Consider the following 26,061-nt stretch of genomic DNA (forward strand, 5'->3'; position numbering starts at 1 on the left):
TTCAGACGGCATTTTAACAGTTTTGACGTGCTTTTTCAGAAGCCTTGCTTTTAAAAGCTTTTCAATTTTCGGGTGCTCAACACAATAATCACGGCACTCAGAATCATGCTGCCGCCTAAAAAGGTGATGGCTGCATTAAACGAGCCGGTCAGATCACGCAGATAGCCCACCACATAAGGGCCGAAAAAGCCGCCCAAATTGCCGATGCTGTTGATCATGGCAATGGCACCGCCGGCTGCGGCTCCGGTCAGAAAGGAAGGCGGAATCGCCCAAAAGGGCGAAAAAGCCCCAAACGCGCCACACAAAGCAATCATCAGCAGAATAAAAGCCAGCACGACATTGGCGGCAGCGATATAGGCGGCGGCTGTCAAAGCGACGGCGCTGATGCTCAGGCAAACTGCCACGTGCCGGCGGCGTTCGCGTTTTTTGTCGGAATGGCTGCCCACCCACAACATCGCCAGCATGGCTGCGAAATACATGAATCCGATCAGCCAGCCGAGGTTTTGCAGGCTTAATGAGGTAACGGCTACCATGCTGCGCGAGATGGTGGGCAAAAACATATTGATGCCGTAATAGCCCATCATCCAGAAAAGATAACCGGCCGACAGCAGCAACACATATTTGTCTTTCAGTGCTTGCAGGAAGGTGTAGTGTTTGACCGCTTGCTTGGCTTGCTGCTCTTTATCCAGCGTTTGCATCAGCCAGTTTTTTTCATCGGCACGAAGCCATTTGACATCGGCAATGCGGTCATCGAGATAGAAAAATGCCATGATGCCGAGCGCCACGGCGGGCAAGGCTTCGAGAATAAACATCCATTGCCAGCCGGCCAGCCCCCAGCCTTCGATGCCGAGCAAAAAGGTAGAGAGGGGCGCGCCCAGCGCATTAGCACCGGGAATGGCCAGCATAAAGGCGGCAATGGCTTTGGCGTGGTGTTTGGTTTGGTAAAAGCCGCTCAGGTAGTGCACCATGCAGGGATAGAAACTGGCTTCTGCAACGCCGAGCAGAAAGCGCACGGTATAAAATTGCCAGGGCGTTTTGATAAAGGCCATCAAAACGGCCAGCAGCCCCCAGCTGACCATAATCCGGCAAATCCATTTGCGCGCGCCTACTTTGGCCATCATGGCGCTGCCCGGCACTTCCAGCAGAAAATAGCCGAGAAAAAACATGCCGGCACCGAGGCCGAAAACGGTGTCGGAAAACTGCAAATCCTGATTCATTTGCAGGGCGGCGAAGCTGATGTTCACGCGGTCGAGAATGGCGATAAAAAAGCAGAGAAACAAAAACGGTATCAACCGCCGGGTAACTTTGCGCACGGTGCTGCTTTCCAATGCAGACAATTGGGTATTCATGAATTTCTCCTCATTATTTATGATTGTTGTTCAGGCGTTGCAAACGCCTGTTTTTTTATCTGTATAGGTTGTATGTTGCGGTAGTCAGGCCGTCTGAAACCTAGGTTTCAGACGGCCTGAAACGGCCGCTGTCAGCCCAGCCAGTTTTTGACTTGCGAAATGACGGCCTGTGTGGAAATACCGTAGCGCTCATGCAGGGTCGGCAAGGCGCCCGCATCCAGAAACGCATCGGGCAGGGCAATGCGTTTGAAGGGCACGGTAACTTGTCGGCTCATCAACAAAGCTGCCACCGCCTCGCCCAAGCCGCCGATAACGGTGTGGTTTTCGGCGCATACGAGCAAGCGCCCCTTGCCGGCTTCGTGCACAATCGTTGCTTCGTCTAAGGGTTTGAGTGTGGGCACATGCAACACGGCCGCGTCGATATGGTCTTTTTGCAATTGCTTGGCCGCTTCCAGTGTGCGCATGGTCATCAGGCCGGTGCTGACAAACAACACATCTTTGCCATCGCGCAACAGTTTGGCTTTACCCAATTCAAACTGATAGCCGTATTCATCGAGCAGCAGCGGTACTTGGCCGCGCAGCAGGCGCATATAAACCGGCCCGCGGTAATCAGCAATGGCGTGGGTGGCCTGTTGGATTTCCAAGGCATCGCAAGGGTCGATAACGGTCATATTGGGAATGCTGCGCATCAAGGCCAAATCTTCACAGGCCTGATGGCTGGGGCCGTAGCCGGTTGTCAGCCCGGGCAGGGCGGCACAGATTTTTACATTCAGATTTTCTTCGGCAATCACTTGGTGGATAAAATCAAATGCACGGCGGGTGGCGAATACCGCATAGCTGGTGGCAAACGGGGTCAGGCCGGTTTTCGCCATGCCGCCGGCGGCGGCCAGCAGCAGCTGTTCGGCCATGCCCATTTGATAAAAGCGCTCGGGATGGGCATCTCGGAAAAGATGGATGTCGGTGTATTTGGCCAAATCGGCACTCAGCCCGACGATGTCCGGCCGCTGCTCGGCAAGGGCATTGAGTGCATGGCCGAAGGGTGCCGATACGGTTTTCTGGCCGGCCTCGGCAATCGACGCAATCATGGCAGAAGTGGTCAGGCGGGGTTTGGCGGCGGTAGTCATGCGTCTGCTCCTTCGGTTTTATCGAGAACGGCCAATGCCTGCGCCCATTCGTGTGCATCAACGCGGATAAAATGGTTTTTCTCGCGCTGTTCTAAAAACGGCACGCCTTTGCCCATCAGGGTGTCGCACAAAATCACCCGCGGCTGTGCTTCATTCAAATGGCGTGCCGTGTCAAAGGCCGTCTGAACGGCATCAATATCATTGCCGTCAACGCGCTGGACGTGCCAGCCGAAAGCGGCCCATTTGTCGGCCAATGGTTCGAAATTCAGGATATCGGTGGAGGTGCCGTCGGCTTGCTGGCGGTTGATGTCGACAATGCAAATCAGATTGTCGAGCCGGTGGTGTGCCGCCGACATGGCTGCTTCCCAAGTCGAACCTTCGTCCAGCTCGCCATCCGACATTGAGTTGTAAACAAAACCTGTTTTGCGCTGCTGTTTCAACCCCAGCGCAATGCCGACGCCGATCGGCAACCCTTGCCCCAATGAGCCGCCTGAAATTTCCATGCCCGGTGTGTATGCGGCCATGCCCGACATCGGCAGATGGCTGTCGTCGCTGCCATACACTTCGATATCGTCGGGGCTGAGGATGCCGGCCTCCATCAGAGCGGCATAATGGGCAATCGCATAATGCCCGTGCGACAGCAAAAACCAGTCGCGCTCCGGCCATTCGGGGTTGGCCGGGTCAAAGTTCATCGCATGGCAATAAGCCACAGCCAATACGTCGGCATAGCCCAGGGCTTGGCCGACATAGCCTTGCCCCTGTATTTCGCCCATTTTCACCGCATAACGGCGGATATTGCGGGCGTGTTGGTGTAAAGTCGTCATCGTTGTGCTCCGTTTAGTGAATCAGCATGCCGCCGTTAACATCCAGCGTGATGCCGGTCAGATAGGCCGATAAGCCGCTGCCGAGAAACACGCAGGCATTGGCGACATCTTCTGCATCGCCCAAGCGGTTGAGCGGAATGCCTTTCAAAATATCGGCCCGCATTTCATCGGTGAGTTTGCCGGCGGTAATATCGGTTTGAATCAGCCCCGGCGTAATGCTGTTGACACGGATATTGTCTGCGCCCAACTCGCGCGCCATTGCCTTGGCCAAACCCAAGACCCCGGCTTTGGCGGCCGAATAGTGCGGGCCGCCGAAAATACCGCCGCCGCGCTGGGCAGATACGGAAGACAGGCAGATGATGCTGCCGCCGCCGCCCGAGCGCATTGCCGGCACCAAGGCCTGGCTCATGTTGAGCGTGCCGCGCAATGAAACATCGGTAACTGCGGTGTAGTTGTCCGGCGTGATGTCCATCAGCTTCAGCGGCTGGGTGATGCCGGCATTGTTGACCAATATATCCACACGCCCGAAGGCGGCCAATACGGCTTGGGCGGCTGCGGCACAAGCGGCATGGTCGGCCACATTGCAGGCCAAACCGAGATGCCCTCCGCCCGGTAAAGCGGCGGCGGCCGCTTGGGCGGCTGTTTCGTCCAAATCCAGTATCGCCACCCGCGCGCCCTCTTCGGCGAAGCGCACGGCCGTTTTACGGCCGATGCCGCGTAAAGACGCCGCACCGGTAATCACCGCAAATTTTCCATTCAGCAAACTCATCATCACTCCTTTTGATTTTTCGTTTGTTTATCGTTTGGCCAGTATAGAAAGCTTGACATCAAGTCTACAAACGAATAAAAAGGCCGAACAGATGAATTAAATTCACCCGAATATGCGCAAAATCCCCCCGTTGAAAGCCTTGCAGGCCTTTGAAGCCGCCGCGCGTAACGGCTCGTTTATCGCGGCTGCTGAAGAATTGTTTCTCACGCCCTCGGCCGTCAGCCACCAAATCCGCCAACTTGAAAACCGCTTGGGCTTAAAACTGTTTCACCGCGGCCACCGCAGCATTGAGCTAACGGATGTGGGGCAGCGTTATGCCCGTGCCGTCAGCACTTCGTTTAAGCAGATTCAGGCGGCCACGCGCGACATCGAATGCTCGGGTAAAAGCGATATTCTGACCATTCAGAGCACCCCCAGCTTTGCGGCGCAATGGCTGATGCCGCGGTTGGCGCGCTTTTCAGCTCAGCATGATGATATCGACGTGCGTTTGAATGCTTCGATGCAAATGGCCGATATTCATGCAGAAGAGGCGGATGTTGTGATTCGTTATGGTGATGTTTTTGCCGAGAAAGGCATTGTGATGGAGAGCTTGCCGGAAGAAAATATCCAAGTATTGTGCCCACCTTGCCTGATGCCGTCTGAAGGTTTTTCGTTATGTCATCAAGTATTGATTCATTCAGAAGTCAATCTTTATCAATGGCGCGATTGGGCAGGGGAATATGGCGTTGGCGGGCTGGCATTGGATCGGGGGCCGCGGTTTGACCGGACGTTTATGGCCATTCATGCCGCTACCGACGGCGTGGGGGTGGCTTTGGAAAGCGCATTGATGGCCGAGCGGGAATTATCGGAGGGAAAATTGCTGCTGCCGTTGGCTGATATGGGCATCAAAATCAGTACGCACAAATTGCTTTATTCTAAAATTAAAGCGCAATCGCCGAAAATAGTGCTTTTCCGGGCGTGGCTTTATGGTGAGTTGGCACAATCTTGCGCTGCGGTGGATGCTTTGATTGAAGAGAGCCGGCGCGTCTGATTGCCGCCGGCATGAATATGGTCAGGGCACCCTAGGGCGTCCTGACCATTCATATATCATCATTTTTTGGCCGGTATCTGCATTTTCAGGAGCAAAAATCCCTCATATAAAGACACATCAGGGCACTTTGGTTCATCATTCGATTAACAGAGCCAAATCACCTGTCAATCGAATGGTGAGGATGCGCTAACGCTGCCAAATATAATAACGCCCTTCCGAAGCCTGCATGGCCGTGTCGATTTCGCGGCGGGTGGTGTCGGAGGCGAAATGCGGCAGGTATTGCGCAAGCGCGGCCAGCATATCGGCCATGTTTTCAGTATCTTGCGGCAGGCGCACGCCTTGGTTGGGGCGGCCGATATACCAATAAGGAAAAGGCTCGAAATCGCCTTCGATGTTGATGGCGACGATTTCGATGTCTTGCCAGGCAATGCGGCCGAATTCTTTGCCGTTGGCTTCGCCGGTCAGATAATCCGGTGTGATGGCAGCGTGATAGCTAATGGGATCGGGTTGCTGAGGAGTGAGGTGTTCGGTTTCAAACCGGTGCCATTGTTGTTTCAGGGTCTCAAACATGATGTCTCCTTAGGGTGTTCTGAATGACTGCCAGCTTGAATACGGGTGTTTACTCAAATAGGCATTGGTATACATGCCGTCTGAAGTGATTTCTTCACCGAGCCAGCTGGGGCGTTCAAACGGGGTATCTTCGTCGGGCAGCTCCAGTTCGGCCACCATCAGGGGCGCGTTGTCGCCGAAATATTCGTCGATTTCAAACACAAAGCCGCCGTATTCGACTTCATAGCGGTGTTTTTCCAGCTTGAACGGGCACATGGTGGCCATCATGGTTTCGGCGTGGGCCAGTGGGATTTCATATTCGAATTCGCTGCGCGATACATCGGAAATATAGCCTTTGAGCGTGAGCCAGGCTTGGTTGCCGATGATGCGCACGCGGATGGTGCGTTCTTTTACCACGCTCAAATAGCCTTGGCGCAGGGTTTTGGGCGTGCCTGCCTGCGTGCGCCAGCTGTCGTTTTTTAACAGGAAGCGGCGTTCGATTTCAACAGTCATGTTTCAGACGGCCTTTCAGAAGGGTTTGAAAACAACAAGATAAAGCGCAATAATCATAATCAGCACGGGTATTTCGTTAAACACGCGATACCATTTGTGTGAATAGCGGTTGCGGCTTTCTTGAAAATCCAGCAACAGCCGGTAGCAGTAAAAGTGATAGCCGAGCAAAATCACACCGAGAGTGACCTTAGTATGTACCCAGCCTTGCCCCCACCAACCGGTAACGAACGGAATGGCAAAGCCGAACACCACCGCACCGACGGCCAGCGGCGTCATAAATTTGAACAGCCGCTCAGCCATGCCGAGCAGCCGCTGGTATTCGCCGCGGTTGCCCGGCTCGACTTGAGCCAGATTCACATAAATGCGGGGCAGATAAAACAGCCCGGCAAACCAGGCGATAATGAAGAAAATGTGCAGCAGCTTAAACCACAAATACATTTCAGACGGCCTTTCAGAATAAACAGGGGTATTGTAGCCGCAAAAGGTTAAAATATGTGAAAAAACGCCGGCGCCTTTCACTTTATCATCTTACTTTCTTGCCCCACCTGCGCCTGTATGATGATTGAGCCGAACGGCGCTATATCAGCTTGAAAAATCCGGCGGATAAGGTTGCGCAGCCGTGCTTGTTTGAAGAGAAAGTCAGCCGAAATTGAGCCATTGCAGCACACGGTTGCCCCACTTGCCCGCATAATAACCAAACAGTGAATAACTTTCTTGCAGCAGAAAATGCATTTTTTTGCGTGATTCGCTGTAGCGGCTGGTGGGGGTGCCTGAAGTTTCCGCCTGCAACCCCAAATCACGCGCCATCACTGCCGCTCGGGCTGTATGGTAAGGGTCGGTAACAATCACAATGTCGGCAATATCGTGTTCGCGCAGCAGCGGTTTGATGTTGAGCAGGTTTTGATAAGTGTCGCGCGAAGTGTTTTCAAACAAAATGTCCCGCGCGGGCACTCCTTGCTTGAGCGCATAGCGCCGCCCCACTTCGGCCTCGGTCATAAAGCCTTTTTTGGGGGTGCCGCCGGTGAATACCAGCTTATCAACCCGCCCGGCCTGATACAGCGCAATGGCATGATTGATGCGCTCTTGAAACACCGGAGAAGGGCGTTTGTCCCATGCCGCCGCGCCGAGCACCACCGCCGCATCGGCATGGTATTGGGCAGGCAGCACACGGTTGCCGCTGCGGTAAACCTCGGCTATGCACATGCCGAACAGCACCAGCACCAGCATCAGGCTGAGCATGATGCCGCGCAACAGGTAATAGCGCAAGCCGTTGCGGCTGCGTAAAAGCGATATCTTCATGAACGTTCAGACGGCCTTACATGCCATCAGGCAGGATTCGGCATCATAATAATGCTTCGATATTTTCCAACGGGCGGCCGACAGCCGCTTTATCACCCGCCACCGCAATCGGGCGTTCCAGCAGTTTCGGGGTGGCGGCGATGGCGCGCAATAAATCTTCATTGCTCAAATCAGGATTGTCCAGCCCCAGTTGTTGGTATTGTTCGTCTTTTGTCCGCATCATGCTGCGCACCGAGTCGGCACCGAGTTTGCGGAAAATAACGGCCAATTCTTCAACAGAAGGCGGTGTGTCCAAATAATTCACCACATGGGTTTTTACGCCGCGCACCTGCAACAGCGCCAGCGCCGCCCGTGATTTGCTGCAACGGCTGTTGTGGTAAAGCGTTACTGTTTGGGTCATGGTGTTTCCTGCTTTCTGTTTTAATCAGCTTATTGGATTTGATTGTAAACCAGCCCCGCCGACTTGTCGCCCCCGATGCATTTATTTCAACACATATCAACAGCGGTGCATGAAAAAGCCCATGGGTATGCGGGATAGCGATACTCCCATGATACAACAACCGGTGCGATATACGACATTTAGATAAACGGTTATATTTTTAGATAATCGGTTGTTTAAAGTGATGCTTGGTTATATAATCTCTTTAAATAATTATTACCAAGCTTAATAAAACTTAAGCAAAATGCACACTTAGGGCATTAAGGCCGTGAATCTTGTTTTGAGTTCAGCCGCTTGCTGTCAAACAATATTCTCGCTCCCCAAAGCCGGCACATTAAGAATAATACCCATCGGGAGAATGGATCATGACTGAAAAATGGCTACTGGGCGGCATGATGTTGCACATCGGTATGCTGCTGCCCTATGCATTCCAATTGGCCTGGTTGGGCTGGTGCTGGCGCCAACGCCGTAACCGCCCGCGCAAGGCCACGCCTGAAAATCTTTGGGAAGACGAGCTGGTGGGCGAACCGACGCCTTCAATGTTCCGTTGAAACACCGTTTAATGCCATTCAAAAAAGCTGTTTAACACTGCGACGGCCAGCCGATTTTAATTTGATTCTAAAAAGAAAATTCGGCTCCGATGCAGGGGTAATCGGTTTCGCATGCATCTTCTGTTGAAATGGTATCCTGACCATTCAATTTAGGGGGCTTTTCACTCCTGAAAACGCAGCAAGATGTCCAATCTTGCTGCGTTTTTTGCCTGGCATCTGTATTTCCAGGAACAAAAATCCCCTCATAAACGAATTGTCAGGGCACCCTAGCCCCGCCGCCTTGCTTTTTGAAATCGATATGATGGGCGCTGTTCGAAGGAAGTATAGACAAAGGCGTTGAAAAGCCTACAATAACGCCAAATCGATAACTGAGGAAGCGTGATGAAACTTTTGTCTGCCGTTTTGCTGGCAGCTGCATTAACCGCTGCCGGCAGTGTGCAAGCTGCCGATATTCAAGATTGGAAAACCGGAGCGCCGAAAAATCCGGCAGCTTTAAAAGCCCCGGTGCGCATCGTTAATTTGTGGGCGACATGGTGCGGCCCCTGCCGCAAGGAAATGCCGGCCATGTCGGCTTGGTATCAGAAACAGCCCAAAGGCAGTGTTGATCTGGTGGGCATTGCGCTCGACAGCAGCGATAATATCGGCAAGTTTCTCAAACAAACCCCGGTCAGCTACCCGGTTTGGCGCTATAGCGGCAACGACAGCCGGGTATGGATGAAAACGTTTGGCAACAATGTCGGTGCGCTGCCGTTTACCACGGTAGAAGCGCCCAAATGCAGCTACCGGCAAACCATTTTGGGGGAGGTAACCCCAAAAAAATTGGATGAAGCCGTGAAAACCGCGCGAACCAAATGCAGAGTATAAATTCCGGTGTCGGACGTCTGTTTAAAGAAGTAGGCTGACATAGCCGGTTTATTTTTAAATCGATAAACAGATTTGATTGATTCGACCGATGTTTCATACCCATTCACAAAAACAACCTAACCGTATTGATTCGCCTGTGCTCGAAGAGGATTGGTTTTGCTAAGGCACCGAAGCGCTAAGTTAACCGGCCCTGTACGTGTGTTTTCTTTGTCCCGCCGCCGTGTTTGCTTGTTTTTGTGAATGGGTATTGGTGTTAAAGAAAATATCAACTGAGTTATCTATTGGTATAATTCCACCCTCAAAAGGCCGTCTGAGAAATTTTTCAGACGGCCTTTTGATTGGTTTTATGGTGGCAATGCCGGTGCTTTTTGAATGAGTGGCATTAACCAATCATGATGGCATCCTAATCATTCTCGGGCATTCTGAACATTCGATTGAGGTCGCGCTGCATCCATTAAGTATGCTGACAATACGGTGAGCCAATGCGGTTAGGTTATACCACCCATTCACAAAAACAACCTAGCCGCATTGGCTCGTCTGTGCTCGAAGAGGATCGGTTTTGCTAAGACGCCGAAGCGCCAAGTCAACCGGCTCCGTATGTGCGTTGTCTTCGGCCCGCTGTCTTGTTCGCTTACTGTTGTGAATGGGTATTATATGGATGAATCGGCATGATGCGGCTTCTGTTTGGGTATGGGATGCATAAGCCGGTAAAGCAAAAACCCGCTAAAAATAGCGGGTTTTATGATTTGGCTCCCCGACCTGGGCTCGAACCAGGGACCTGCGGATTAACAGTCCGTCGCTCTACCGACTGAGCTATCGGGGAATTGAGTTGCACATTATATTTCTATGTCGGCCGGGCGTCAACTGTTTTCTTGCTTTTTGAGCCGGTAATTACAGAATATCGGCAATATGCTTGGCCGACCGTTTGGCATCCAGCAAAATCAACCCGAGTTTGCCGCTTTCTTTTGCCAGCAAGGCCAATACGGCGTTGTTGCCGGCTTGGCTCAGTAAAATATAGCCGTTTTTGCCTTTAATCATCACTTGATCCAATTCCCCGCAGGCCAGTTCTTGAACAGCGCGGTTGCCTAATGCCAGTAAAGTCGCCGACATGGCGCCGACACGATCTGCATTCAAATGATTCGGCAATAAAGTGGCAATCGGCAGGCCGTCTGTCGAAATAACGGCAGAAGCGGTAATATCGGGTGATGTGCTGTTTAAGTCGCTCAATACGGAAATTAATAACTGTTCACGCATAATTTATTCCATTCGGTTGGTCGGGCGGGTGCGCTCGTTGGCCTGATATCGGGGCATATCACAAGCCTGTTCAACGGCTGCCATAACGGCTGTATAACACTTTTACTAAGGTAACAAAAGCTTCTTTATTCAAATCAGGCATACCGCCAATCACCAAAATCAGCTTGGCCGCGCCAATATACAGTGGGAAAAAAGTCAGCTCGCTTTGGCCGGAAGGGTCGCAAATGCCCCAGGCGCTGTGGTGGATATGCAGGTTGTTTTTTACCAGCAATTGATGCTTTTCCGATACCTGGGTGATTTCGCTGGCCAATACGCCGATTTCTTCAGCCGCTTCATGGTGGAAGCCGGCATTGGCAAAATAAAGGCCGTTTTCGTCTGCCAACAGCGCTTTTCCAGAATTGGAAAGTGGCTCTAACAGCTCGGGCAGTTGTTCGTCAGACATCAAAACATCATCGGTGCTGATCTGTTCGTCGCCATATAGAAATTCGAGGCGCTGCAAACGGTAGAGCAGATTCAGAGCGGTATTGATATCGCTGGTATCCGCCCATGCCAACAGCTTTTCGCTGCTGATGGTTTCTGATGTGTCTGCGCGGAGCAGGCCGTATAAAAGGGTGCGGCTGGCGCTCGGGGTATTGCCCGACACGGCATAATAGGCGCCGGCCGGGGTAACTTTAGGATATAAATTCGATTGCAAAGAAAGTGTTGAGTCCATCTTATACCTCTAATCCCGGATCGATTGAAAACAGCATCGCGCTGACTAATTGCTTGACATCATCTTCACGACGGGCATCAATTTCAAAAACAGGCACGTTAAAATTATTTTGAGCCAGATACTTCTGATAAACATCCACGCCCGGCAGCGAGCGGATATCCATTTTGGTGATGCCTACCACCAAGGGTGCGGTTTTGAGCAGCTCGCGGAAAGCATCAAGAAAAAACTGCAAATCTTTTAAAGGATTGGTGCGCGTATTGTCTAGCAGCAGAATCAGCCCCATGCTGCCTTGGCTCAAAATTTCCCACATAAAATTAAAGCGCTCCTGCCCCGGTGTGCCGTAAAGATGCACTTTGATTTCTTCATCCAGCCGGATAACGCCGTAATCCATTGCGACGGTGGTGTAGCCTTTGCGCACCAAGGTCATATCGGATGCATTGGCATCGGTTTGCACCGGCGGCTCGTCAGACAAGGCGGCAATGGCGGTTGTTTTACCTACGCCCACAGGGCCGGTAAAGATAATTTTATTTTCTTTCATGAGCCGCCCTCCCTTAGCGTTTGCCCAATAGTTTGCGCATCAAGCGTTGCAGCAGGCTGCGTGGCTGCTCGGCCGACGGGCTCACGGCTTTTTGAGCTTCTTTGGCCATTTGGTCGTCCGGCACATCGCTGCTGACATTCATGCTGTCGGCGGTTGCGTTTTCTGCTTTGGCTTGTGCGGCGGCGTATTCGTCATCGGTCGCCAAAAATCCCGTTACCGAGGTGGCGGCCAAATAATTCAGGATATCCGGCATCTCCAAAGGCATCACCTTATACAAAACATTCAGGTTGACCGATGTTTTGGTTAAAAATGCAGACAAACGCATGGATTCGGGCACGGGAGCCAAACGGGTGAGGTTGGGCCACCGTTTCAGTGTAAACACGGTTTGCGGTGTCATCGGATAGACCAGCCGGCCTTGCGCCGTCCATATCGCCATTTGCCACAAACACGACATAATGGTCACCTTGGCCTTTTCTTTCCAAATCGGATTGTCGGGCACAATTTTTGAAACCACGGCCAGATGGTCGTCTTTACTCAATCGCTCAAGCTCGGCGGCACTTACGGTAAGTAAGACGCGCTGTATGCTCGGAAACACTATCAGCACCGGCCGGCCTTCGTGCAATACGGCAATATCCTGATGCCCGTGGCTTGCTGCTTTCAGCGCCCCCAGCAAGCCACGGCGGGGGCTGAAGCGGCGGATGGTGGTTTTGCGCGGCGCCCGGCTGTCGGGCGCTTCGCCGGCAGATTCGGTATTCTCCGACACTTCAAAGATGTGGCCGCCTTGAGAGAGGCTGCGCAACACCGGAAACAAAGTGTCGAACTTAATCGGTTTGGCCAGGTAGGGGCTGGTTTCTGACGGTGTTTTACCGGCAAACATGGCCACCGGCACGCCGGGGTAGGCTGCTTTCAATTCGCGCCAGCTTGCAAGCCCCGCTTCGCTGTCGGTATCGACCAGCACCAAATCGGGCTGCTCGGCAGATTCGCGGGTAATAATTTCGTAATGGGTGGTGTGGTGCATTTTAAACGCCATACGGAATACGGCATCCTGCTGCTCGCCCATTCCTTGCAACATCACCCGCACGGTTTTGATTTTTGGTAACAGATTATCCATTATCGCCACTCTTTATTGGTTTCATTGTTTGGCATGCTGGTTGACCCGGCGCAACAAACGGCTCATGGCCAACACCACCTCTTCAGGCAGGCTGTTGACACGTTTGCGCAAGATGCGCAGGAATTGCTCCAGACGCGGCCAATCTTCGGTGCGCTCATACAGATCAAACAACATAACATACAGCTGTGACTCTTGCGGATATTGCAGCACCGCTTGCTCCAATGTGCCGACAGCCTGCTCCAGCTGGCCATACATCAGCAAAGATTCCACTTCTTTCATGGCGGCTTCCGCAGGCGATGTGTGTGTGCTGACAACGGAATCGTCTTTTTGCACCAAATCGCGGTATTTCGATTTCATTTGTAAGGAAGAGGGCTGCAAATAGCCTTTTTCCAAGCCGATTTCGCGCACTTGCTGCTCATTGGGCCCTTTTTCCAAATCATCAAACACTTCGTGATAGCCCAAGCTGTATCCCCAGCCGAGCATGCGCTCTTTTACCTGGCGCCCGTATTGACCCAAGGAGTAATAGAGTTTCCATAAATGTTTGGCAAATTGGTTGACTTCTTCATGCTGATAATCAAGCTTTAGCGCATCGATAATCAGGCTCGCCGGTTTTGGCGATTTTTGAATGGCACGGTTGTATTGACGCAACACCGTTTCGTAATCCACGGTGTTTTGCAGCAGTTTGGCGCTTTTATCGGGGCGTACAAAACCGAGAACAGCGCCCATTTCTTCTTCAGACACGCCGGCCAGTTCGGCCTTGCCGACCACAATCGGATTGCGCCCCCGCGCAGTAAATACATTGCCGGTACGGCTGCCGGTGTGAATGGTCAGCGACGGATTGACGGCTTGGCTTTCGCCCAAGCCGGTTTTTTCGCCGATTTGGCGCGCCACTTCTTTCATGCCCCAGCCCAAGCGGTTCTCTGCCAATACCCGCAGGCGTAAATGTGTGGAATCGGCCATCAGGCCGGCTTTGATGTATTCGGAGAGGCTGTTTTCCGGCAAAGCTTCATCATGTTTTTCTAAGGTTGCAGCCAGTAAGTCGATGTTGCCGGTGCGCAAGCTCAAGCCTACCAGCTCATGCACTAATTTTTCCGGCGCGCCGGCGCTCAGGCTGTCGAGATAGCCGGCAAGCGACAATGCGGCTTTGTCTTCATAGCCGAACTGTTTGTACACCTGGTATTCGGTCAGCGGGTCGACTTCTTGGGCTGATACCGAAGCGGTTGCTGTGTCGTTGTTGCCGCCCCATTCCCAATCTTGATTATCGGTTTGCTCCACCGATTGGTTGATTTGGTTGATCCAGTCGTCGGCCTCTTCCGCATTATCCCCTTGCGTAGAGCGGCGCCGTTTGGATGCTCCCGATGCTGCGGTGCGCGGTTTGGTTGCCGCATCTGAAGCCGCACCCTGCTGATAGCGCACAAACAGCAGCACCAGCAGCAGTAACACCAGCAATATGATTAATAGTGAATAATTCAAGAATATCTCCCGATACGTGTATAGTGAAATCATCACAAAACCGCCATGATGCAGCGTTTTCCCAAGCTGCGCCGGTCATTTCCGGCAGCTGTCGGACGAATCATTCTGCCGTCCTTATTGTTTTGCACTGTCCACCCAACCCGGCAACTATGCTGCTGCCTGAGCGGTATGGGTATGATCATTCGTCAGCCAGAAAATACCTGAGCCGGCAAACAGGGCGCCGATTGCGCGGCAGGCATGCCTTTGGTGCTCGAGCGCGGCTGTTTCACGAGTTTATTATAATAGCATGATTTAACCGTTTATTACATCAAAACACATTGGCATACAGGCGGTTATTTTGATGCCCGCTCAAACCAAGCGATGGATTCCACATGCGCAGTTTGTGCAAACATATTCATCACTCCTGCGGCTTTGAAGCGGTAACCTTTTGCCACCAACACCGCGGCATCACGGGCAAAGGTGGCCGGATTGCACGACACATACACAATCCGCTGCGGCAGATAGGGCGCGTGCAGCGCCTGCACCACAGCATATGCGCCGCTTCGGGGCGGGTCGAGCAGCATTTTGTCGAGCTTGCCCCACGAAGCCACTGTGGCCGCATCGGTTTCAAACAAATCGGCCGTCTGAAAGCGGGTGTTTTCCGCACATCCGTTTGCCTGTGCATTTTGTCGGGCACGCTGCACCAGCGCTTCCGCTCCCTCAATTCCCAGCACGCGGGCGCCGCATTTGGCCATCGGCAGGCTGAAATTGCCCAGCCCGCAAAACAAGTCGGCCACCTGCTCTCCCGGCCGGATATCCAGCATGGCCAAAGCCCGGTGTACCATTAAGGCATTCATCTGCGCATTGATTTGGGTAAAGTCGCCGGGGCGGAACGGCATGATTATCCCAAATTCCGGCAAACTGTAGGCCAGCGGCGGCGCAACGTGCGGATAAAACGGATAAGCGGCTTCCCGCCCGTGCTGCAACCAAATCTGCCACCCGTCTCCGAGGCCGTCTGAAAGGTTGTGCAGTGCTGTTAATGCGCTTTCAGACGGCCTGTGTTGCGTGCACACATTCAATACGGTAAGCGCATCGCCTGCTAAAAATTCCACAAACTTCACCACGCAGCCGGCCGCCACCGCCGCTTGCAATGTCGCTTTCACTTCAGGCAGCGCTGAGGACACCGCATCCGGCAACACCGGGCAAGCGTTGATATCCACCACATCTTTGCTTTTGCGCGCTTGAAAACCCAGTTGCAAACGGCCTTGCTTATCTGCCGACACTGTTAGGCGCGCACGCTGGCGGTAGCCCCAAAACATGCCGTAAATCGGTGCGAGCAGCTGCTCGGGCCATACTTTGCCGATGCGCTGCAATTGTTCTTCCAGCACCCGCTGCTTGTAAGCCACTTGCGCTTCGGGGGCGGCATGTTGCAGCGAACAGCCGCCACATGTGTCAAAATAACCACACTTGGGCCGCACCCGCGCCGCACTCGGTTGTAACACCGCCACCGTTTCCGCTTCATCAAACTGCTTTTTACTGCGTACAGGCCGGTAGCTTACCCGTTCGCACGGCAACGCGCCTTTGATAAATACCGTTTTCCCGTTGCACCGCGCCACCCCGCGCCCTTCATAATCCAGCGAAAACACCTTCGCGATGCTGACGCCTGCCCCTGCTTTGCTCATGACAAATACCTGAAATATCTGTTTACATTGACTGTTTAACCGCAAATTACAGCCGAAAAACGTATATTTTCGCACAAAACCCATCGGTTTGCGGTATGATTTCCAGCTGTTTTAAATCACCAAACCATCACTAACACAATGAAAAAATTCGGATTCAGCCTGCTGGCGCTGACACTGGGCAGCCCGGTTTTGGCCAACACACCCATTCCCGACTTCCGGCCCGCCGCAGAAGGCCAGCATGTTGTGATTAATATTCCGCAGCAGCGGCTGTTTCTCTACACCAACGGCCGCCTGACCAAAGCCTACCCCGTTGCCGTGGGCAAAGCCATGACCCAAACCAATTTGGGCGAACACAAAATCGGCCCCAAAGCATTCAACCCCACTTGGTATATTCCCAAGAGCATTCAAAAAACCCGTAAAGACGGCGTCAAAACCATTCCGCCCGGCCCCAACAACCCGCTTGGGCCGGTGTTTGTGCGTATGGGCGACCCCAAGCTCGGGTTGGGTATCCACGGCACCAACACACCGAGCAGCGTGCCCGGCGTGCGCAGCCACGGCTGTGTGCGTATGAAATCGCCGGACGCGCTCGAATTTGCCAAAACCATTTCCAGCGGTTCGCCGGCTTCGGTGATTTACCAAATGGCCACGCTGAATACGGATGCTAACAACAATCTGTGGCTGGCGGCCTACCGCGATCCCTACAATCAGAAAAACCTCGATACTGCCGCTTTGCGTAAAAGCATCGCCGCCTGGGCCAAGGCACACGGCAAAACCGTTAACACCAAGCGTGTTGAGGCGGTGTTGAAAAACCGCTCCGGCATGATTAATTGCCTGACCTGCGCATCCGGTGTCAAAGTTAAAGGTCCGCTGAAGTCGGTGGCCTGGACCAGCGGTTCGGCCGAATATACCCAACCGAAACCGGTACCGAAACCCGCGCCGGTGGCAGATGAAATCATGCCGGCCGGCAGCGCCATCGAAGTGGATGCTGAAATAACCAAACCGCAAACCGGTGTGCCTGCCCATGCGCCGATACCGGTTGAAGCGGTAGAGCCTATGCTTCAATCGCAACCGGTGCCGCCCGTGCAGCAGCCGGTGCCGCCGCAGCAAGCGCCCGCCGCCGGTCAATACCGCCCCATTGAGCGCGAAAGCACCGACAATCTGTTTTAAACGCATTAAAACGCATATTGGTTTGATATGATTGAATAGGCCGTCTGAAACATGTTTCAGACGGCCTATTCAATCATGGCGGGTGATGACCGTTATTTTTTCAGATACATGGCTAAAGTATCGGGAAAATCGGTGAAAATACCGTCGGCTTGAGCCTGATGAAACAATGCCGCATACATTTCATCGAGATTGCGCACATAAGCCGGCAGGGTTTCGCGGCGCACGGTATAGGGGTGCAGCTGCATGGCGGTGGTTTGGATATCGGCCACCATCGGCGTAACGGCGATTCGGCCGGGGCGTGATTTTTTCTCGTCCAGCAGCATATACCAGGCCGGCCCCACGCCATCGGCGTAGCGGGCGATTTCTTTCATTGCGCCGGGCTTGAACATCCAGCCGTAATCATAATTCACCCATTTGCCGCCTTGCTGCTCCTGCGTTTCGCCCCAATCGCTATAGGCCACCAATTGCACCAGCTTGATATCCATGCCCATTTGCGGCAACAGCTCGGTTTTAATGCGTTTGAGCTCGTTGAAATCAAATGTTTGCAGATAAACGGCATCGCTGTTGCGGGTGTAGCCGTATTTTTTCAACATTTCCAGCGTGGCGCGGGCAATGTCTTTGCCTTCTTGATGGTGCAGCCAGGGGGCTTTGATTTCAGGATAAATGCCGATGCGCCGGCCGCCGGTTTTTTCCAGCCCGCGGATAAATTGCAGCTCTTCTTCAAAGGTGTGGATTGTGAAGTTGCCCTGCCACAGCGGAAAGCGGTCGGGATACACCGGTATTTGGCTGCCGTTTTCGGTTTTGAAGTTTTCAGTCATGCGCAGCGAACGGATTTCGTTCAGCGTGAAATCCAACACATAATATTTGCCGTCGGCACGGGCGCGGCCGGGAAATTTTTGCGCCACATCGGTGAGGCCGTCGAGAAAGTGATCGTGTATCACCACCAAATGACCGTCTTGGGTCATCACCAAATCCTGCTCGAGATAATCGGCTTTCTGTCCGTATGCCAGCGCCTTGCTTGCCAAGGTGTGTTCGGGTAGGTAGCCGCTGGCGCCCCGATGTGCGATAACCAGTTTTTCTGCCGCCATTGCGCTGCCTCCCATGGCCAATAAGGCCCATGCCCATAAAATACGCTTCACTTTATACGCCCTTGATGTGATTGAAAACACAAAAGTGTATAAAGGTTTGATGACAAGAATAAGGCCGTCTGAAAAGCAGGCGGTAAAAAGCATATTTTTCAGACGGCCTGTATACCGCGATATCGGTGACTACTTGTTGCGGATGCGCAAAAAAGTGGCGAAACGCGGTGTGCCTTTTTGGGTAAAGCCGCGGTATTTATAGGTAACGGTGCTGCCGATGGGCGGCGGGTTGTTGCGGTCGGCATCTTTAAAACCGCTGCCGATACGGAATTCGCCGTGGCGGTTTTTACAGCTGATGGCACCGAGTTTGCCTGCATATTTGCCTTTACCTGCGTGATGGCGGGTGACGGTGCATTCTTCGTCGTGTGCCGATTTCAGTTTCAACAGCTGGCTGCTGCGGCCGCCGGCATAAGGCAGATTGGGGTTGCGCAGCATCACGCCTTCACCGCCCGCTGCTTCGATTTGTTGCAAAAATGCCTGTGCATGGGCATTATCGCGGGCGGGTGTTTGGGGAATCACCACAATCGGTGCATCGGGGTGGCTTTTTAACCAGCGCTGCAATACCGCCAGTCGCCGGTAAAGGTTGCCTTGGGCTTGCGGCACATCAAAAACATGCAGCCTAATGCCGTGCCAATCGCCCGAACCTTTGCGCACGGCGGCAGATATCTGCTCGAAGCGGCCGCGGCTGCTGTAGAGTTCGCCGTCAAGCGGATAAGGCGGAAAAGCGCCTGTATAGCCGGCCGGCGGGGTAAAAGCATAACCTTGGCGGCTGAGCAGGCGTTTGCCGTCCCAATAGGCGCGCACGCCGTCGAGCTTTTCGCTCATGGCCCAACCGCCGACATTTTGGCCTTTGAATTCCTGCGCCAGCAATAAATCGGCGGCAGGGGCGGGGGCGGAGATGAAAAACAGTGTGCAAACGGGTATGATGGCTTTCATGAATCGGTTTCCCTTTTAATGTGTTTATAATTGATATGCATATTATTACAGGCCGTCTGAAAAATAAAGGAATGCAATATGGCTTTACAATTTGAAATCATGCCGGTAACGCCGTTTCGGCAGAATTGCTGTTTGATTTGGGATGATGAAAATAAAGAGGCGGTGCTTACCGATGTGGGCGGTGATACGGCGCATGTGTTGCAGGCTGTGGCAGAGCGCGGCCTGCACTTGAAAGAAATATGGCTCACCCACGGCCACCTCGATCATGCCGGTGGTGTGCCCGAGTTGCGCAAAACGCAGACGGTGCCGGTATTGGGGCCGCATGCCGACGATGAATATCTGTTGCAGTCGCTGCCGGAGGTTACCGCTTCTTATGCGGCTTACGGCTTTCCGGTGTCGCCTGCGTTTGCGCCCGAGCGCTGGCTTCATGAAGGCGACAGGCTTTCGGTGGGGGCTTATAGGTTTGATGTGCTGCATATCTCCGGCCACACGCCCGGACATGTGGTGTTTTATTGCGAACAGGCGGAATTATTGGTGGCGGGCGATGTCTTGTTTTATGAGAGTATCGGCCGAACCGATTTCCCGCGCGGCAACCATGCGGATCTTATCAGCAATATCGCCGCCAAACTGCTGGTGTTGCCGGCGCACACCCGCGTGATTCCCGGCCATGGCAGAATGACCACAATCGGGCATGAAAAGCAACATAATCCGTTTTTATAATCGGTATATCTGTAAAAATAGTTTAAGTTGTTTCATAAATACGCCTTATTCTCATTGCAGGCTGTAGTATTGTTTCCGTGCAGCCTGATGCGGCACGTGTTTGCGGGGCAAACATTTTTTTATCAAATATAAGGAGTGAGCTAATGTCTATTGATTTGGGCCATTTGTTGCAAAGCCAATTGGGTAATGTATTGAGCCAGTTTTTAACTGCCAAAGGCGAAACAGCAGAAACCGGCGCCCGTGCCGGTGCCTTGGCGATTCCGGCCATTGTTGCCGGTTTGGTGAAAAATGTCAGCAGCAATCCGAGCAATGCTTCCGGGCTGTTTGACTTGATCAAAGGCGCGGCCGGCAGTCAGTTGACCGGTGCGGTGCCGCAGGCGGCCGAAGGCAATTTCGACAGCCTGATTGATTTGGGCAAAAGCCTGCTGCCGAATCTGTTGGGCGGCAATGCAGCAGCGGTTTCCGATCAAATCGCCCAAGAAAGCGGCGTTTCCAAAGCTTCTGCCGGCTCACTCCTGTCGCTGGCTCTGCCGCTGGTGTTGTCGGTGTTGCGCGGTCATGCACAAACCAACGATTTGAACCAAAGCCAATTTTTGGGTTTGCTCAGCCAACAGCAAGGCTGGCTGTCGCAAGCGCTGAGCGGCAATATGCTTTCAGCCTTGGGCATCGGCAGCCTGAGCGGCCTGTTCGGCGGCTTGTCTAACCTGGCCGGCAGCATCGGCGGTGCCGGCGCGGCTGCCACTGCTACAGCTGCAAGCGTGCCTGCGGCCAAAAAATCAGGCATCGGCAAATGGATTGCCTTGGCTGTGGCCGCGCTGCTGGCCTTGTTTGCCTTCAAGAGCTGCAACAACCAACCCGCACCGGCCACTGCCGAGCCTGCCGCTTCTGCGGTATCGGATGTGACGGCTTCTGAAGTGGTGGTTGAAGAAACCGTGGCCGCTTCCGTGCCGGCGGCATCTGCGCCTGAAGCCGTTGCTCCGGCAGCTGCGGATACTGCCCGTGTGGTTTATGAAGACGGCGTGGCCAAATTCTTCTTCGCTACCGGTAAAAACGATGTGGCGGAAGGTGCTGAAGTGATTGTGGCCGATGTTGTGAATGCGGGTAAAGACGGTAAAAAACTGGTGGTCAGCGGTTTTGCCGACAGCACTGGTGATGCCGCCGCCAATGAGGCATTGTCGAAGCAGCGTGCCGAAGCGGTTAAAGCGTTCTTTGAAGCCCAAGGTGTGGATGCTGCCAACATTGAATTGCGCAAACCGGAAAATACCACCGGCGCTGTAGGCAATGATGTGGAAGGCCGTCGCGTGGAAGTGAAAGTAGAAGGTTAATCACCGGGCTCTTCTTTCCGATAAAGCGGTTGCGGCACCATGATTTGTGCCGCAACCGCTTTTGTTTGTGGGCAGCAACTGTGGCATTGCGGATAGGTGTTGACGGGTGTGTGCTGTTATTTATCGGCGTGTAGCTGCGTTTTTCTGTATGAATGTCGGGCCGTCTGAAACGGATTTCAGACGGCCTCAAAGCGGGTTATCGTCGCCGGGCTGCGCAATGACGAGCAAGCACAGTTCAGATACTTGTATCCGACAAATCATTCGATATTCTTATTGATGCCTAATGATTTTGGCCGTCTGAAAAATGTCGGATTCGAGAATTTAACCTACAGGGTGTATCGCATGGGTTTTGCTCACGAAAGCCCTATGCGAATGTAAGGCCGTCTGAAAGAAAGTGCTTTCAGGCGGCCTTATATATTCAAGCCCTAAACAAGGGGCATTTCTCACGATATCTTACTTGTTTTCAGAATAATACCCGTTCACAAAAGCAAGCTGACAAGGCGGTGAGCCGGAGACGGTGCGTACGGGGCTGGTTGGCTTAGGGTATCCTGACCATTCGATTGACGGGTGTATTTTGCCCCTGAAAACGCATCTGTTGCGTTAAAAATACTCGCAAGATGTCCAATCTTGCTGCGTTTTTTGCCTTGCATCTGCATTTCCAGGAACAAAAATCCCCTCATAAACGAATTGTCAGGACACCCTAGTGTTTCAGCGCCTTGGCGACGCCGGTCTCTGAGCTCAGGCGAGTCAAAAAACAGCCGCCGTTTAAGCAACGGCGGCTGTTGGGTTTTGCTTGGGGCTTAGAAAAAGGTGCGTAATAACAAGAAGCAGATAACCGATAAGGTGGCTGCGGCGGGCAGGGTAATCACCCAGGCCAAGCCGATGGGTTTCATCAGCGCCCAATTGGCATTGCGGTTGACCAGGCCGATACCCAATACCGCGCCTACCAGAATGTGGGTGCTGGATACCGGCAGACCCAACAATGAAGCCATCATCACCACTGCGGCGGCGGCAAGCTCTGCGGTAAAGCCGGATGAGGGGTGCATTTCTGCCAAGTTGGTGCCGACAGTTTGAATCACTTCTTTACCGATAAACCATAGGCCTACAATCAAGGCCACGCCGAAAGTCAGCATGGCAATCGGCGGAACGGGCGCTTGCGTACCGATGTCGCCGGTACGCAATACGTCCATGATGGCGGCAAAAGGGCCGATGGCATTGGCAATATCATTGGCGCCGTGGCTGAAGGCAAAACCTGCGGCGGTAAATACCTGCATCCAGCTGAACATCAAAAAGGTGGATTTGCCCAAGTCTTTTCGTTTCAGGGTTTTGGCGTAAATAAATGTGGCCATCCAGATGACCGCGCCTACCATAAAGATGGTCAGATAACTGCTCAGGCTGCTCATGCCCAGGTGCAGGTTTTTCAGGCCTTTGAAAATCAGCATGGAGGCAATCATCATGCCGCCCAGAGAGGCAATCAGCGGCACCCAGGATTGCAGGGCTTTGTAGACATCAATGGTGCTTTTGCGGTTGTCGATGTCATACAGGCCTTTGTAGTATGCAGATTCAAGCTCGCTAGGGTCGAGGTCTGATTCGCCGTAGATTTGCGCATCACGCGCCATGGCAGAAGCGCATTCGATTTTTTCAGACTCGCTCAGGCTTTCGAAATATTGGCGGTGTTGCTCTTTATAGGCTTTTTTCTCTTGTTTGATGGCTTTCAGACGGCCTTCCGCATCCATATTGTAATCGAGTACGTGTTTTTTGATTTGGGAAAACAGCAGATAGGAAACTAAGCCGCCCAATACGGGAGAGAGCACCCAGGAAGCAGCGATTTGCGCCATGTTGTTCCATTGGATCAAGGCAAAGCTGTTGGCGCCGCCGCTGATGAAGCCCAAGCACAAGGCACTGCCGACGATACCGCCGATAATGGCGTGGGTGGTGGATACCGGCCAGCCCCGCTTGGTGGCAAACAGCAGCCATAAAGCGGCGGCCAGAAGTGCCGACATCATGATATACACAAACTGCATCGGCTCAAGATCCATCTGGTTGAGATCAATAATGCCTTTGCGGATGGTATTGGTGACTTCGCCGCCGGCAATCACCGCACCGCTCACCTCAAAAATAGCGGCAATGATTAATGCTTGGGGAATGGTTAATGTGCCGGCGCCGACGCTGGTGCCGAAAGAGTTGGCGACATCGTTGCCGCCAATGTTGAAGGCCATAAATACGCCGAACAGCGTGGCCAGTAAAAACATAACGGTGTGGTTGTGGTTGGTGTAGCCCAACCCCCAAAAAATAAAGTAACCGACCATTGCAATCAGCAATGCGGCAAATACAAAATTGATTTTTGTTATGCTTGAGCTCGTGGGCGTTTGAGCCATGTTTGTTCCTTGCTGTTTATCAGGATGCTGCCGAGTATAAATGGGCGTATTCTATTACAAAAAAGTGACAGGAATGTGACATTCTTATTCTATCATTATAAAAGTGCCGCAGGCCGTCTGAAAGAAACTTGAAGATGTGTTTTGATGTGGATTCATAAAGAATGGCGACGGCGGTGTAAGCAGAAGAGTGTGCATGCAAACGACAGAGCAGAGCAGAGCAGAGCAGAGCAATGCAGCCGGATTATTTTTTTGAATAGCATGTGGCTGTCGGTATAAAAGGCCGTCTGAAAACAGACGGCCTTTTATCGGCACCCGGTTTAAGAAACCACCACGCCTTGGGCGCGTTGTTTTTCAATGGTGCGGTTGATATACCATTGTTGGGCGATGGTCAGGATGTTGTTGACTACCCAATACAATACCAAGCCGGCGGGGAAGAAGAAGAACATCACCGAGAATATCATCGGCATGATTTTCATCATTTTTGCCTGCATCGGGTCAGTGGGCGGCGGGTTGAGGTAAGTTTGGATAAACATGGTTACCGCCATAATAATCGGCAGAATAAACCAAGGGTCGGGGCGGCTGAGGTCGGTAATCCAGCCGATCCAAGGTGCTTGACGCAATTCTACTGATGAGAAAATCGCCCAATACAAACCGATGAACACCGGAATTTGCAACAGCATCGGCAGGCAGCCGCCGAGCGGGTTGATTTTTTCGTCTTTATACATCTTCATCATGGCTTGTTGCAGCGCCATGCGGTCATCGCCGAATTTTTCTTTCAATTCTTGCAGACGCGGTGCAACGGCGCGCATTTTCGCCATCGAGCGGTAAGAGGCATTGGTCAGCGGATACAGCACGGCTTTCACAATCACGGTCAGCAACACAATCGCCCAACCCCAGTTGCCGACAAAGTCATGCAGCTTGTTCAAGAGCCAGAATAAGGGCGAAGCAAAAATGTGTACTTTGCCGTAATCTTTGGCCAATTGCAGATTATCAGCGATTTGGCTGATGGTGCTGGTGGTTTGCGGGCCGGCATAGAGCTCAATCGGGAAGTTCAGCCCGGCATTGTCGGCAATGGCAGGCAGCGGCACGCGCACGCCGGCGGTGTAGAGGTTTTCACCGCTGCGCTTGATATCGAGTTGGCAGGCGCCGTTGCTGCAAACGGTTTGCCCGTCTTTGGGTTGCAGAATCCAGGTCGACATAAAATAGTGCTGGATCATGCCCACCCAGCCGGAATCGGCCTGGCGCACATAATCAGCCTGGTCGCGGCCGGATGTGAAGTCGTCATCTAAATCATCGAACGGCACTTTTTCAAATTTGCCGGCAGGTGTATACACCACCGGGCCGGTATAGGTGTGGTTGAAATAGCCTTCACCGTCGGGTTTGCCGTTATCGCGCAATACGCGGTAGGCTGCATCCAGTTTGACCGGCGCACCGCTGTGGTTGGTGACATCAAAGCGCACGTTAATCAGGTAGCTGCCTTTGGTAAAGGTGTAAACTTTATCGATTTTCAGACCGTTGGTTTCAGGGGCGCTCAGGCGCACTTCCACGCTGTCGCCGTTGAGGGTGTATTGGCGCTGGGGTGCCTGAAAGGCCACGTCTTTCAAAATGGGCTGGCCGTTGGCATTTAACAACTCTGATTGGGCCACGTATGTATGGTTTTTGCTGCTGTCAAACAGCACGAAATCTTTGGTTTCGTCACTGCTGGCATTGTATTTCAGCAGAGTCAGCTGGCGCAGATCGCCGCTTTTTTCATCAATTACTGCTTTTACCGTATCGGTGGTTACGGTAATCGGCGTGGTGTCGCCCAAAACAGGTATTGCGGTGGTGTTCGCCGTGGCTTGTTGCTGGCTTTGGGCGGTTTGTTGTTGCGCCGGCGTGGTGCGCGGTGTGGGAAATATTTTTTCCCAGCCGAGCAAAATCACCAGTGCAACGGCAAAAAAAGCCATAAGTCTTTTAAAATCCATAGTTTTTTCCTGATGGTGCTTAAGGTAAGTAGGTGTGTGGCCGTGGTTTCAGACGGCCATTATATATAAACCGATAAAAAATAACAGGAAAACACAGGTGTCTGCCGTATATTTATTTGGCCGGTATCGCGCCGTTATGGCGGTTTTCACCGGATGCCCTAAGGTACGGGATCGTGACCGTGGCCGCCGAAAGGGTGGCAGCGGGCGATGCGCTTGAGTGCCAGCCAGCCGCCTTTGAACGGACCGTATTTTTGCACCGCCTCTACAGCGTATTGCGAACAAGTCGGCGTGTAGCGGCAGCGGGGCGGAATCATCGGGCTGACGGCATATTGGTAAAACCGGATCAGCCCGAGCATCAGTTTGGACAGCATC

27 protein-coding genes and 1 tRNA gene are annotated in these 26,061 nt (G+C 52.9%); 6 read left to right on the plus strand and 22 right to left on the minus strand.

All coding sequences use genetic code 11. The features are described 5' to 3' along the window. Window positions 1-50: 50 nt before the first annotated feature. The 4 genes from LVJ83_RS01650 to LVJ83_RS01665 all read right to left on the minus strand — a co-directional run bounded on the left by LVJ83_RS01650 (window position 51) and on the right by LVJ83_RS01665 (window position 4,069). Window positions 51-1,349 (minus strand): MFS transporter, encoded by a 1,299-nt coding sequence (locus tag LVJ83_RS01650; protein ID WP_244785680.1) that lies wholly within the window; start codon window positions 1,347-1,349, stop codon window positions 51-53. A 131-nt stretch (window positions 1,350-1,480) separates the two neighbouring features. Beyond that, window positions 1,481-2,473, minus strand: a complete 993-nt coding sequence (locus LVJ83_RS01655) for a transketolase family protein (protein WP_244785682.1) — start codon at window positions 2,471-2,473, stop codon at window positions 1,481-1,483. Next, on the minus strand, window positions 2,470-3,297 hold the full coding sequence (locus tag LVJ83_RS01660; RefSeq protein WP_244785684.1) for a transketolase: 828 nt from the start codon (window positions 3,295-3,297) through the stop codon (window positions 2,470-2,472). Before LVJ83_RS01660 ends, LVJ83_RS01655 begins: the two co-directional genes overlap by 4 nt. A gap of 13 nt (window positions 3,298-3,310) precedes the next feature. Beyond that, a complete protein-coding gene (locus LVJ83_RS01665; RefSeq protein ID WP_244785686.1) occupies window positions 3,311-4,069 on the minus strand; it encodes an SDR family NAD(P)-dependent oxidoreductase in 759 nt (252 codons plus the stop codon). Between the two features lie 109 nt (window positions 4,070-4,178). On the opposite strand from LVJ83_RS01665, the gene LVJ83_RS01670 reads away from it, so the two are divergent. Then, window positions 4,179-5,096: a LysR substrate-binding domain-containing protein gene (locus tag LVJ83_RS01670; RefSeq protein WP_244785688.1), complete on the plus strand. Its 918-nt coding sequence runs from the start codon at window positions 4,179-4,181 to the stop codon at window positions 5,094-5,096. A gap of 186 nt (window positions 5,097-5,282) precedes the next feature. On the opposite strand, the gene LVJ83_RS01675 is transcribed toward LVJ83_RS01670, so the two are convergent. The 5 genes from LVJ83_RS01675 to arsC all read right to left on the minus strand — a co-directional run bounded on the left by LVJ83_RS01675 (window position 5,283) and on the right by arsC (window position 7,857). Next, on the minus strand, window positions 5,283-5,666 hold the full coding sequence (locus LVJ83_RS01675; RefSeq protein WP_244785690.1) for a hypothetical protein: 384 nt from the start codon (window positions 5,664-5,666) through the stop codon (window positions 5,283-5,285). A gap of 9 nt (window positions 5,667-5,675) precedes the next feature. Further along, window positions 5,676-6,158 carry a CYTH domain-containing protein gene (locus LVJ83_RS01680; protein ID WP_244785692.1) on the minus strand — a complete coding sequence of 161 codons (483 nt, stop codon included), beginning with the start codon at window positions 6,156-6,158 and terminating at the stop codon, window positions 5,676-5,678. A gap of 15 nt (window positions 6,159-6,173) precedes the next feature. Then, complete coding sequence (locus LVJ83_RS01685; protein WP_244785694.1) at window positions 6,174-6,596, minus strand: CopD family protein; 423 nt, start codon at window positions 6,594-6,596, stop codon at window positions 6,174-6,176. A 201-nt stretch (window positions 6,597-6,797) separates the two neighbouring features. Further along, complete coding sequence (locus LVJ83_RS01690; RefSeq protein ID WP_244785696.1) at window positions 6,798-7,457, minus strand: YdcF family protein; 660 nt, start codon at window positions 7,455-7,457, stop codon at window positions 6,798-6,800. A 43-nt stretch (window positions 7,458-7,500) separates the two neighbouring features. Continuing rightward, a complete protein-coding gene (arsC, locus tag LVJ83_RS01695) occupies window positions 7,501-7,857 on the minus strand; it encodes an arsenate reductase (glutaredoxin) (RefSeq protein WP_244785698.1) in 357 nt (118 codons plus the stop codon). A 404-nt stretch (window positions 7,858-8,261) separates the two neighbouring features. Between arsC and LVJ83_RS01700 the strand changes: the two genes are divergently transcribed. Continuing rightward, window positions 8,262-8,447 carry a hypothetical protein gene (locus tag LVJ83_RS01700; RefSeq protein ID WP_244785700.1) on the plus strand — a complete coding sequence of 62 codons (186 nt, stop codon included), beginning with the start codon at window positions 8,262-8,264 and terminating at the stop codon, window positions 8,445-8,447. A gap of 381 nt (window positions 8,448-8,828) precedes the next feature. Then, entirely contained in the window at window positions 8,829-9,311 is a 483-nt protein-coding gene (locus LVJ83_RS01705) for a TlpA disulfide reductase family protein (RefSeq protein ID WP_244785702.1), read from the plus strand. A gap of 747 nt (window positions 9,312-10,058) precedes the next feature. Here the strand turns inward: LVJ83_RS01705 and LVJ83_RS01710 are convergent. The 7 genes from LVJ83_RS01710 to rlmD all read right to left on the minus strand — a co-directional run bounded on the left by LVJ83_RS01710 (window position 10,059) and on the right by rlmD (window position 16,060). Then, window positions 10,059-10,134, minus strand: a tRNA-Asn gene (locus LVJ83_RS01710). A gap of 68 nt (window positions 10,135-10,202) precedes the next feature. Beyond that, the gene (locus LVJ83_RS01715; RefSeq protein ID WP_244785704.1) at window positions 10,203-10,565 is read right to left on the minus strand and encodes a roadblock/LC7 domain-containing protein; all 363 of its coding nucleotides are present in this window, start codon (window positions 10,563-10,565) and stop codon (window positions 10,203-10,205) included. Window positions 10,566-10,635: 70 nt separating this feature from the next. Further along, complete coding sequence (locus LVJ83_RS01720; protein ID WP_244785706.1) at window positions 10,636-11,277, minus strand: peptidase M23; 642 nt, start codon at window positions 11,275-11,277, stop codon at window positions 10,636-10,638. Window position 11,278: 1 nt separating this feature from the next. Then, on the minus strand, window positions 11,279-11,815 hold the full coding sequence (locus tag LVJ83_RS01725; RefSeq protein ID WP_244785708.1) for a GTP-binding protein: 537 nt from the start codon (window positions 11,813-11,815) through the stop codon (window positions 11,279-11,281). Between the two features lie 13 nt (window positions 11,816-11,828). Beyond that, a complete protein-coding gene (locus LVJ83_RS01730) occupies window positions 11,829-12,926 on the minus strand; it encodes a DNA-binding transcriptional response regulator (protein ID WP_244785710.1) in 1,098 nt (365 codons plus the stop codon). A gap of 21 nt (window positions 12,927-12,947) precedes the next feature. After that, complete coding sequence (locus tag LVJ83_RS01735; RefSeq protein ID WP_244785713.1) at window positions 12,948-14,432, minus strand: 23S rRNA methyltransferase; 1,485 nt, start codon at window positions 14,430-14,432, stop codon at window positions 12,948-12,950. A gap of 299 nt (window positions 14,433-14,731) precedes the next feature. Beyond that, on the minus strand, window positions 14,732-16,060 hold the full coding sequence (rlmD, locus tag LVJ83_RS01740; protein WP_244785715.1) for a 23S rRNA (uracil(1939)-C(5))-methyltransferase RlmD: 1,329 nt from the start codon (window positions 16,058-16,060) through the stop codon (window positions 14,732-14,734). A gap of 138 nt (window positions 16,061-16,198) precedes the next feature. Here rlmD and LVJ83_RS01745 point away from each other — a divergent pair, with 138 nt between their 5' ends. Further along, window positions 16,199-17,227: a L,D-transpeptidase gene (locus LVJ83_RS01745; RefSeq protein ID WP_244785717.1), complete on the plus strand. Its 1,029-nt coding sequence runs from the start codon at window positions 16,199-16,201 to the stop codon at window positions 17,225-17,227. Between the two features lie 92 nt (window positions 17,228-17,319). Here LVJ83_RS01745 and glpQ read toward each other — a convergent pair whose 3' ends face one another. Both glpQ and LVJ83_RS01755 read right to left on the minus strand, forming a co-directional pair. Next, window positions 17,320-18,366: a glycerophosphodiester phosphodiesterase gene (glpQ, locus tag LVJ83_RS01750; protein WP_244785719.1), complete on the minus strand. Its 1,047-nt coding sequence runs from the start codon at window positions 18,364-18,366 to the stop codon at window positions 17,320-17,322. A 129-nt stretch (window positions 18,367-18,495) separates the two neighbouring features. Then, window positions 18,496-19,302, minus strand: a complete 807-nt coding sequence (locus tag LVJ83_RS01755; protein WP_244785721.1) for a DNA ligase — start codon at window positions 19,300-19,302, stop codon at window positions 18,496-18,498. A gap of 78 nt (window positions 19,303-19,380) precedes the next feature. On the opposite strand from LVJ83_RS01755, the gene LVJ83_RS01760 reads away from it, so the two are divergent. Both LVJ83_RS01760 and LVJ83_RS01765 read left to right on the plus strand, forming a co-directional pair. Next, complete coding sequence (locus LVJ83_RS01760; protein ID WP_244785723.1) at window positions 19,381-20,022, plus strand: MBL fold metallo-hydrolase; 642 nt, start codon at window positions 19,381-19,383, stop codon at window positions 20,020-20,022. Between the two features lie 143 nt (window positions 20,023-20,165). Next, on the plus strand, window positions 20,166-21,347 hold the full coding sequence (locus LVJ83_RS01765) for an OmpA family protein (RefSeq protein WP_244785725.1): 1,182 nt from the start codon (window positions 20,166-20,168) through the stop codon (window positions 21,345-21,347). 479 nt (window positions 21,348-21,826) lie between these two features. Here the strand turns inward: LVJ83_RS01765 and LVJ83_RS01770 are convergent, their stop codons facing one another. From LVJ83_RS01770 to yidD, 4 genes are all read right to left on the minus strand, one after another. Beyond that, window positions 21,827-22,027, minus strand: coding sequence for a hypothetical protein (locus LVJ83_RS01770; protein ID WP_244785727.1), 201 nt, complete (start codon window positions 22,025-22,027; stop codon window positions 21,827-21,829). A gap of 120 nt (window positions 22,028-22,147) precedes the next feature. Continuing rightward, on the minus strand, window positions 22,148-23,725 hold the full coding sequence (locus LVJ83_RS01775) for an inorganic phosphate transporter (RefSeq protein ID WP_244785729.1): 1,578 nt from the start codon (window positions 23,723-23,725) through the stop codon (window positions 22,148-22,150). A 317-nt stretch (window positions 23,726-24,042) separates the two neighbouring features. Next, a complete protein-coding gene (gene yidC, locus LVJ83_RS01780) occupies window positions 24,043-25,689 on the minus strand; it encodes a membrane protein insertase YidC (protein ID WP_244785731.1) in 1,647 nt (548 codons plus the stop codon). Between the two features lie 158 nt (window positions 25,690-25,847). Then, window positions 25,848-26,060 carry a membrane protein insertion efficiency factor YidD gene (yidD, locus tag LVJ83_RS01785; RefSeq protein WP_244785733.1) on the minus strand — a complete coding sequence of 71 codons (213 nt, stop codon included), beginning with the start codon at window positions 26,058-26,060 and terminating at the stop codon, window positions 25,848-25,850. Window position 26,061 lies beyond the last annotated feature (1 nt).

The organism is Uruburuella testudinis, assembly GCF_022870865.1.
Classification (GTDB): Bacteria; Pseudomonadota; Gammaproteobacteria; order Burkholderiales; family Neisseriaceae; genus Neisseria; species Neisseria testudinis.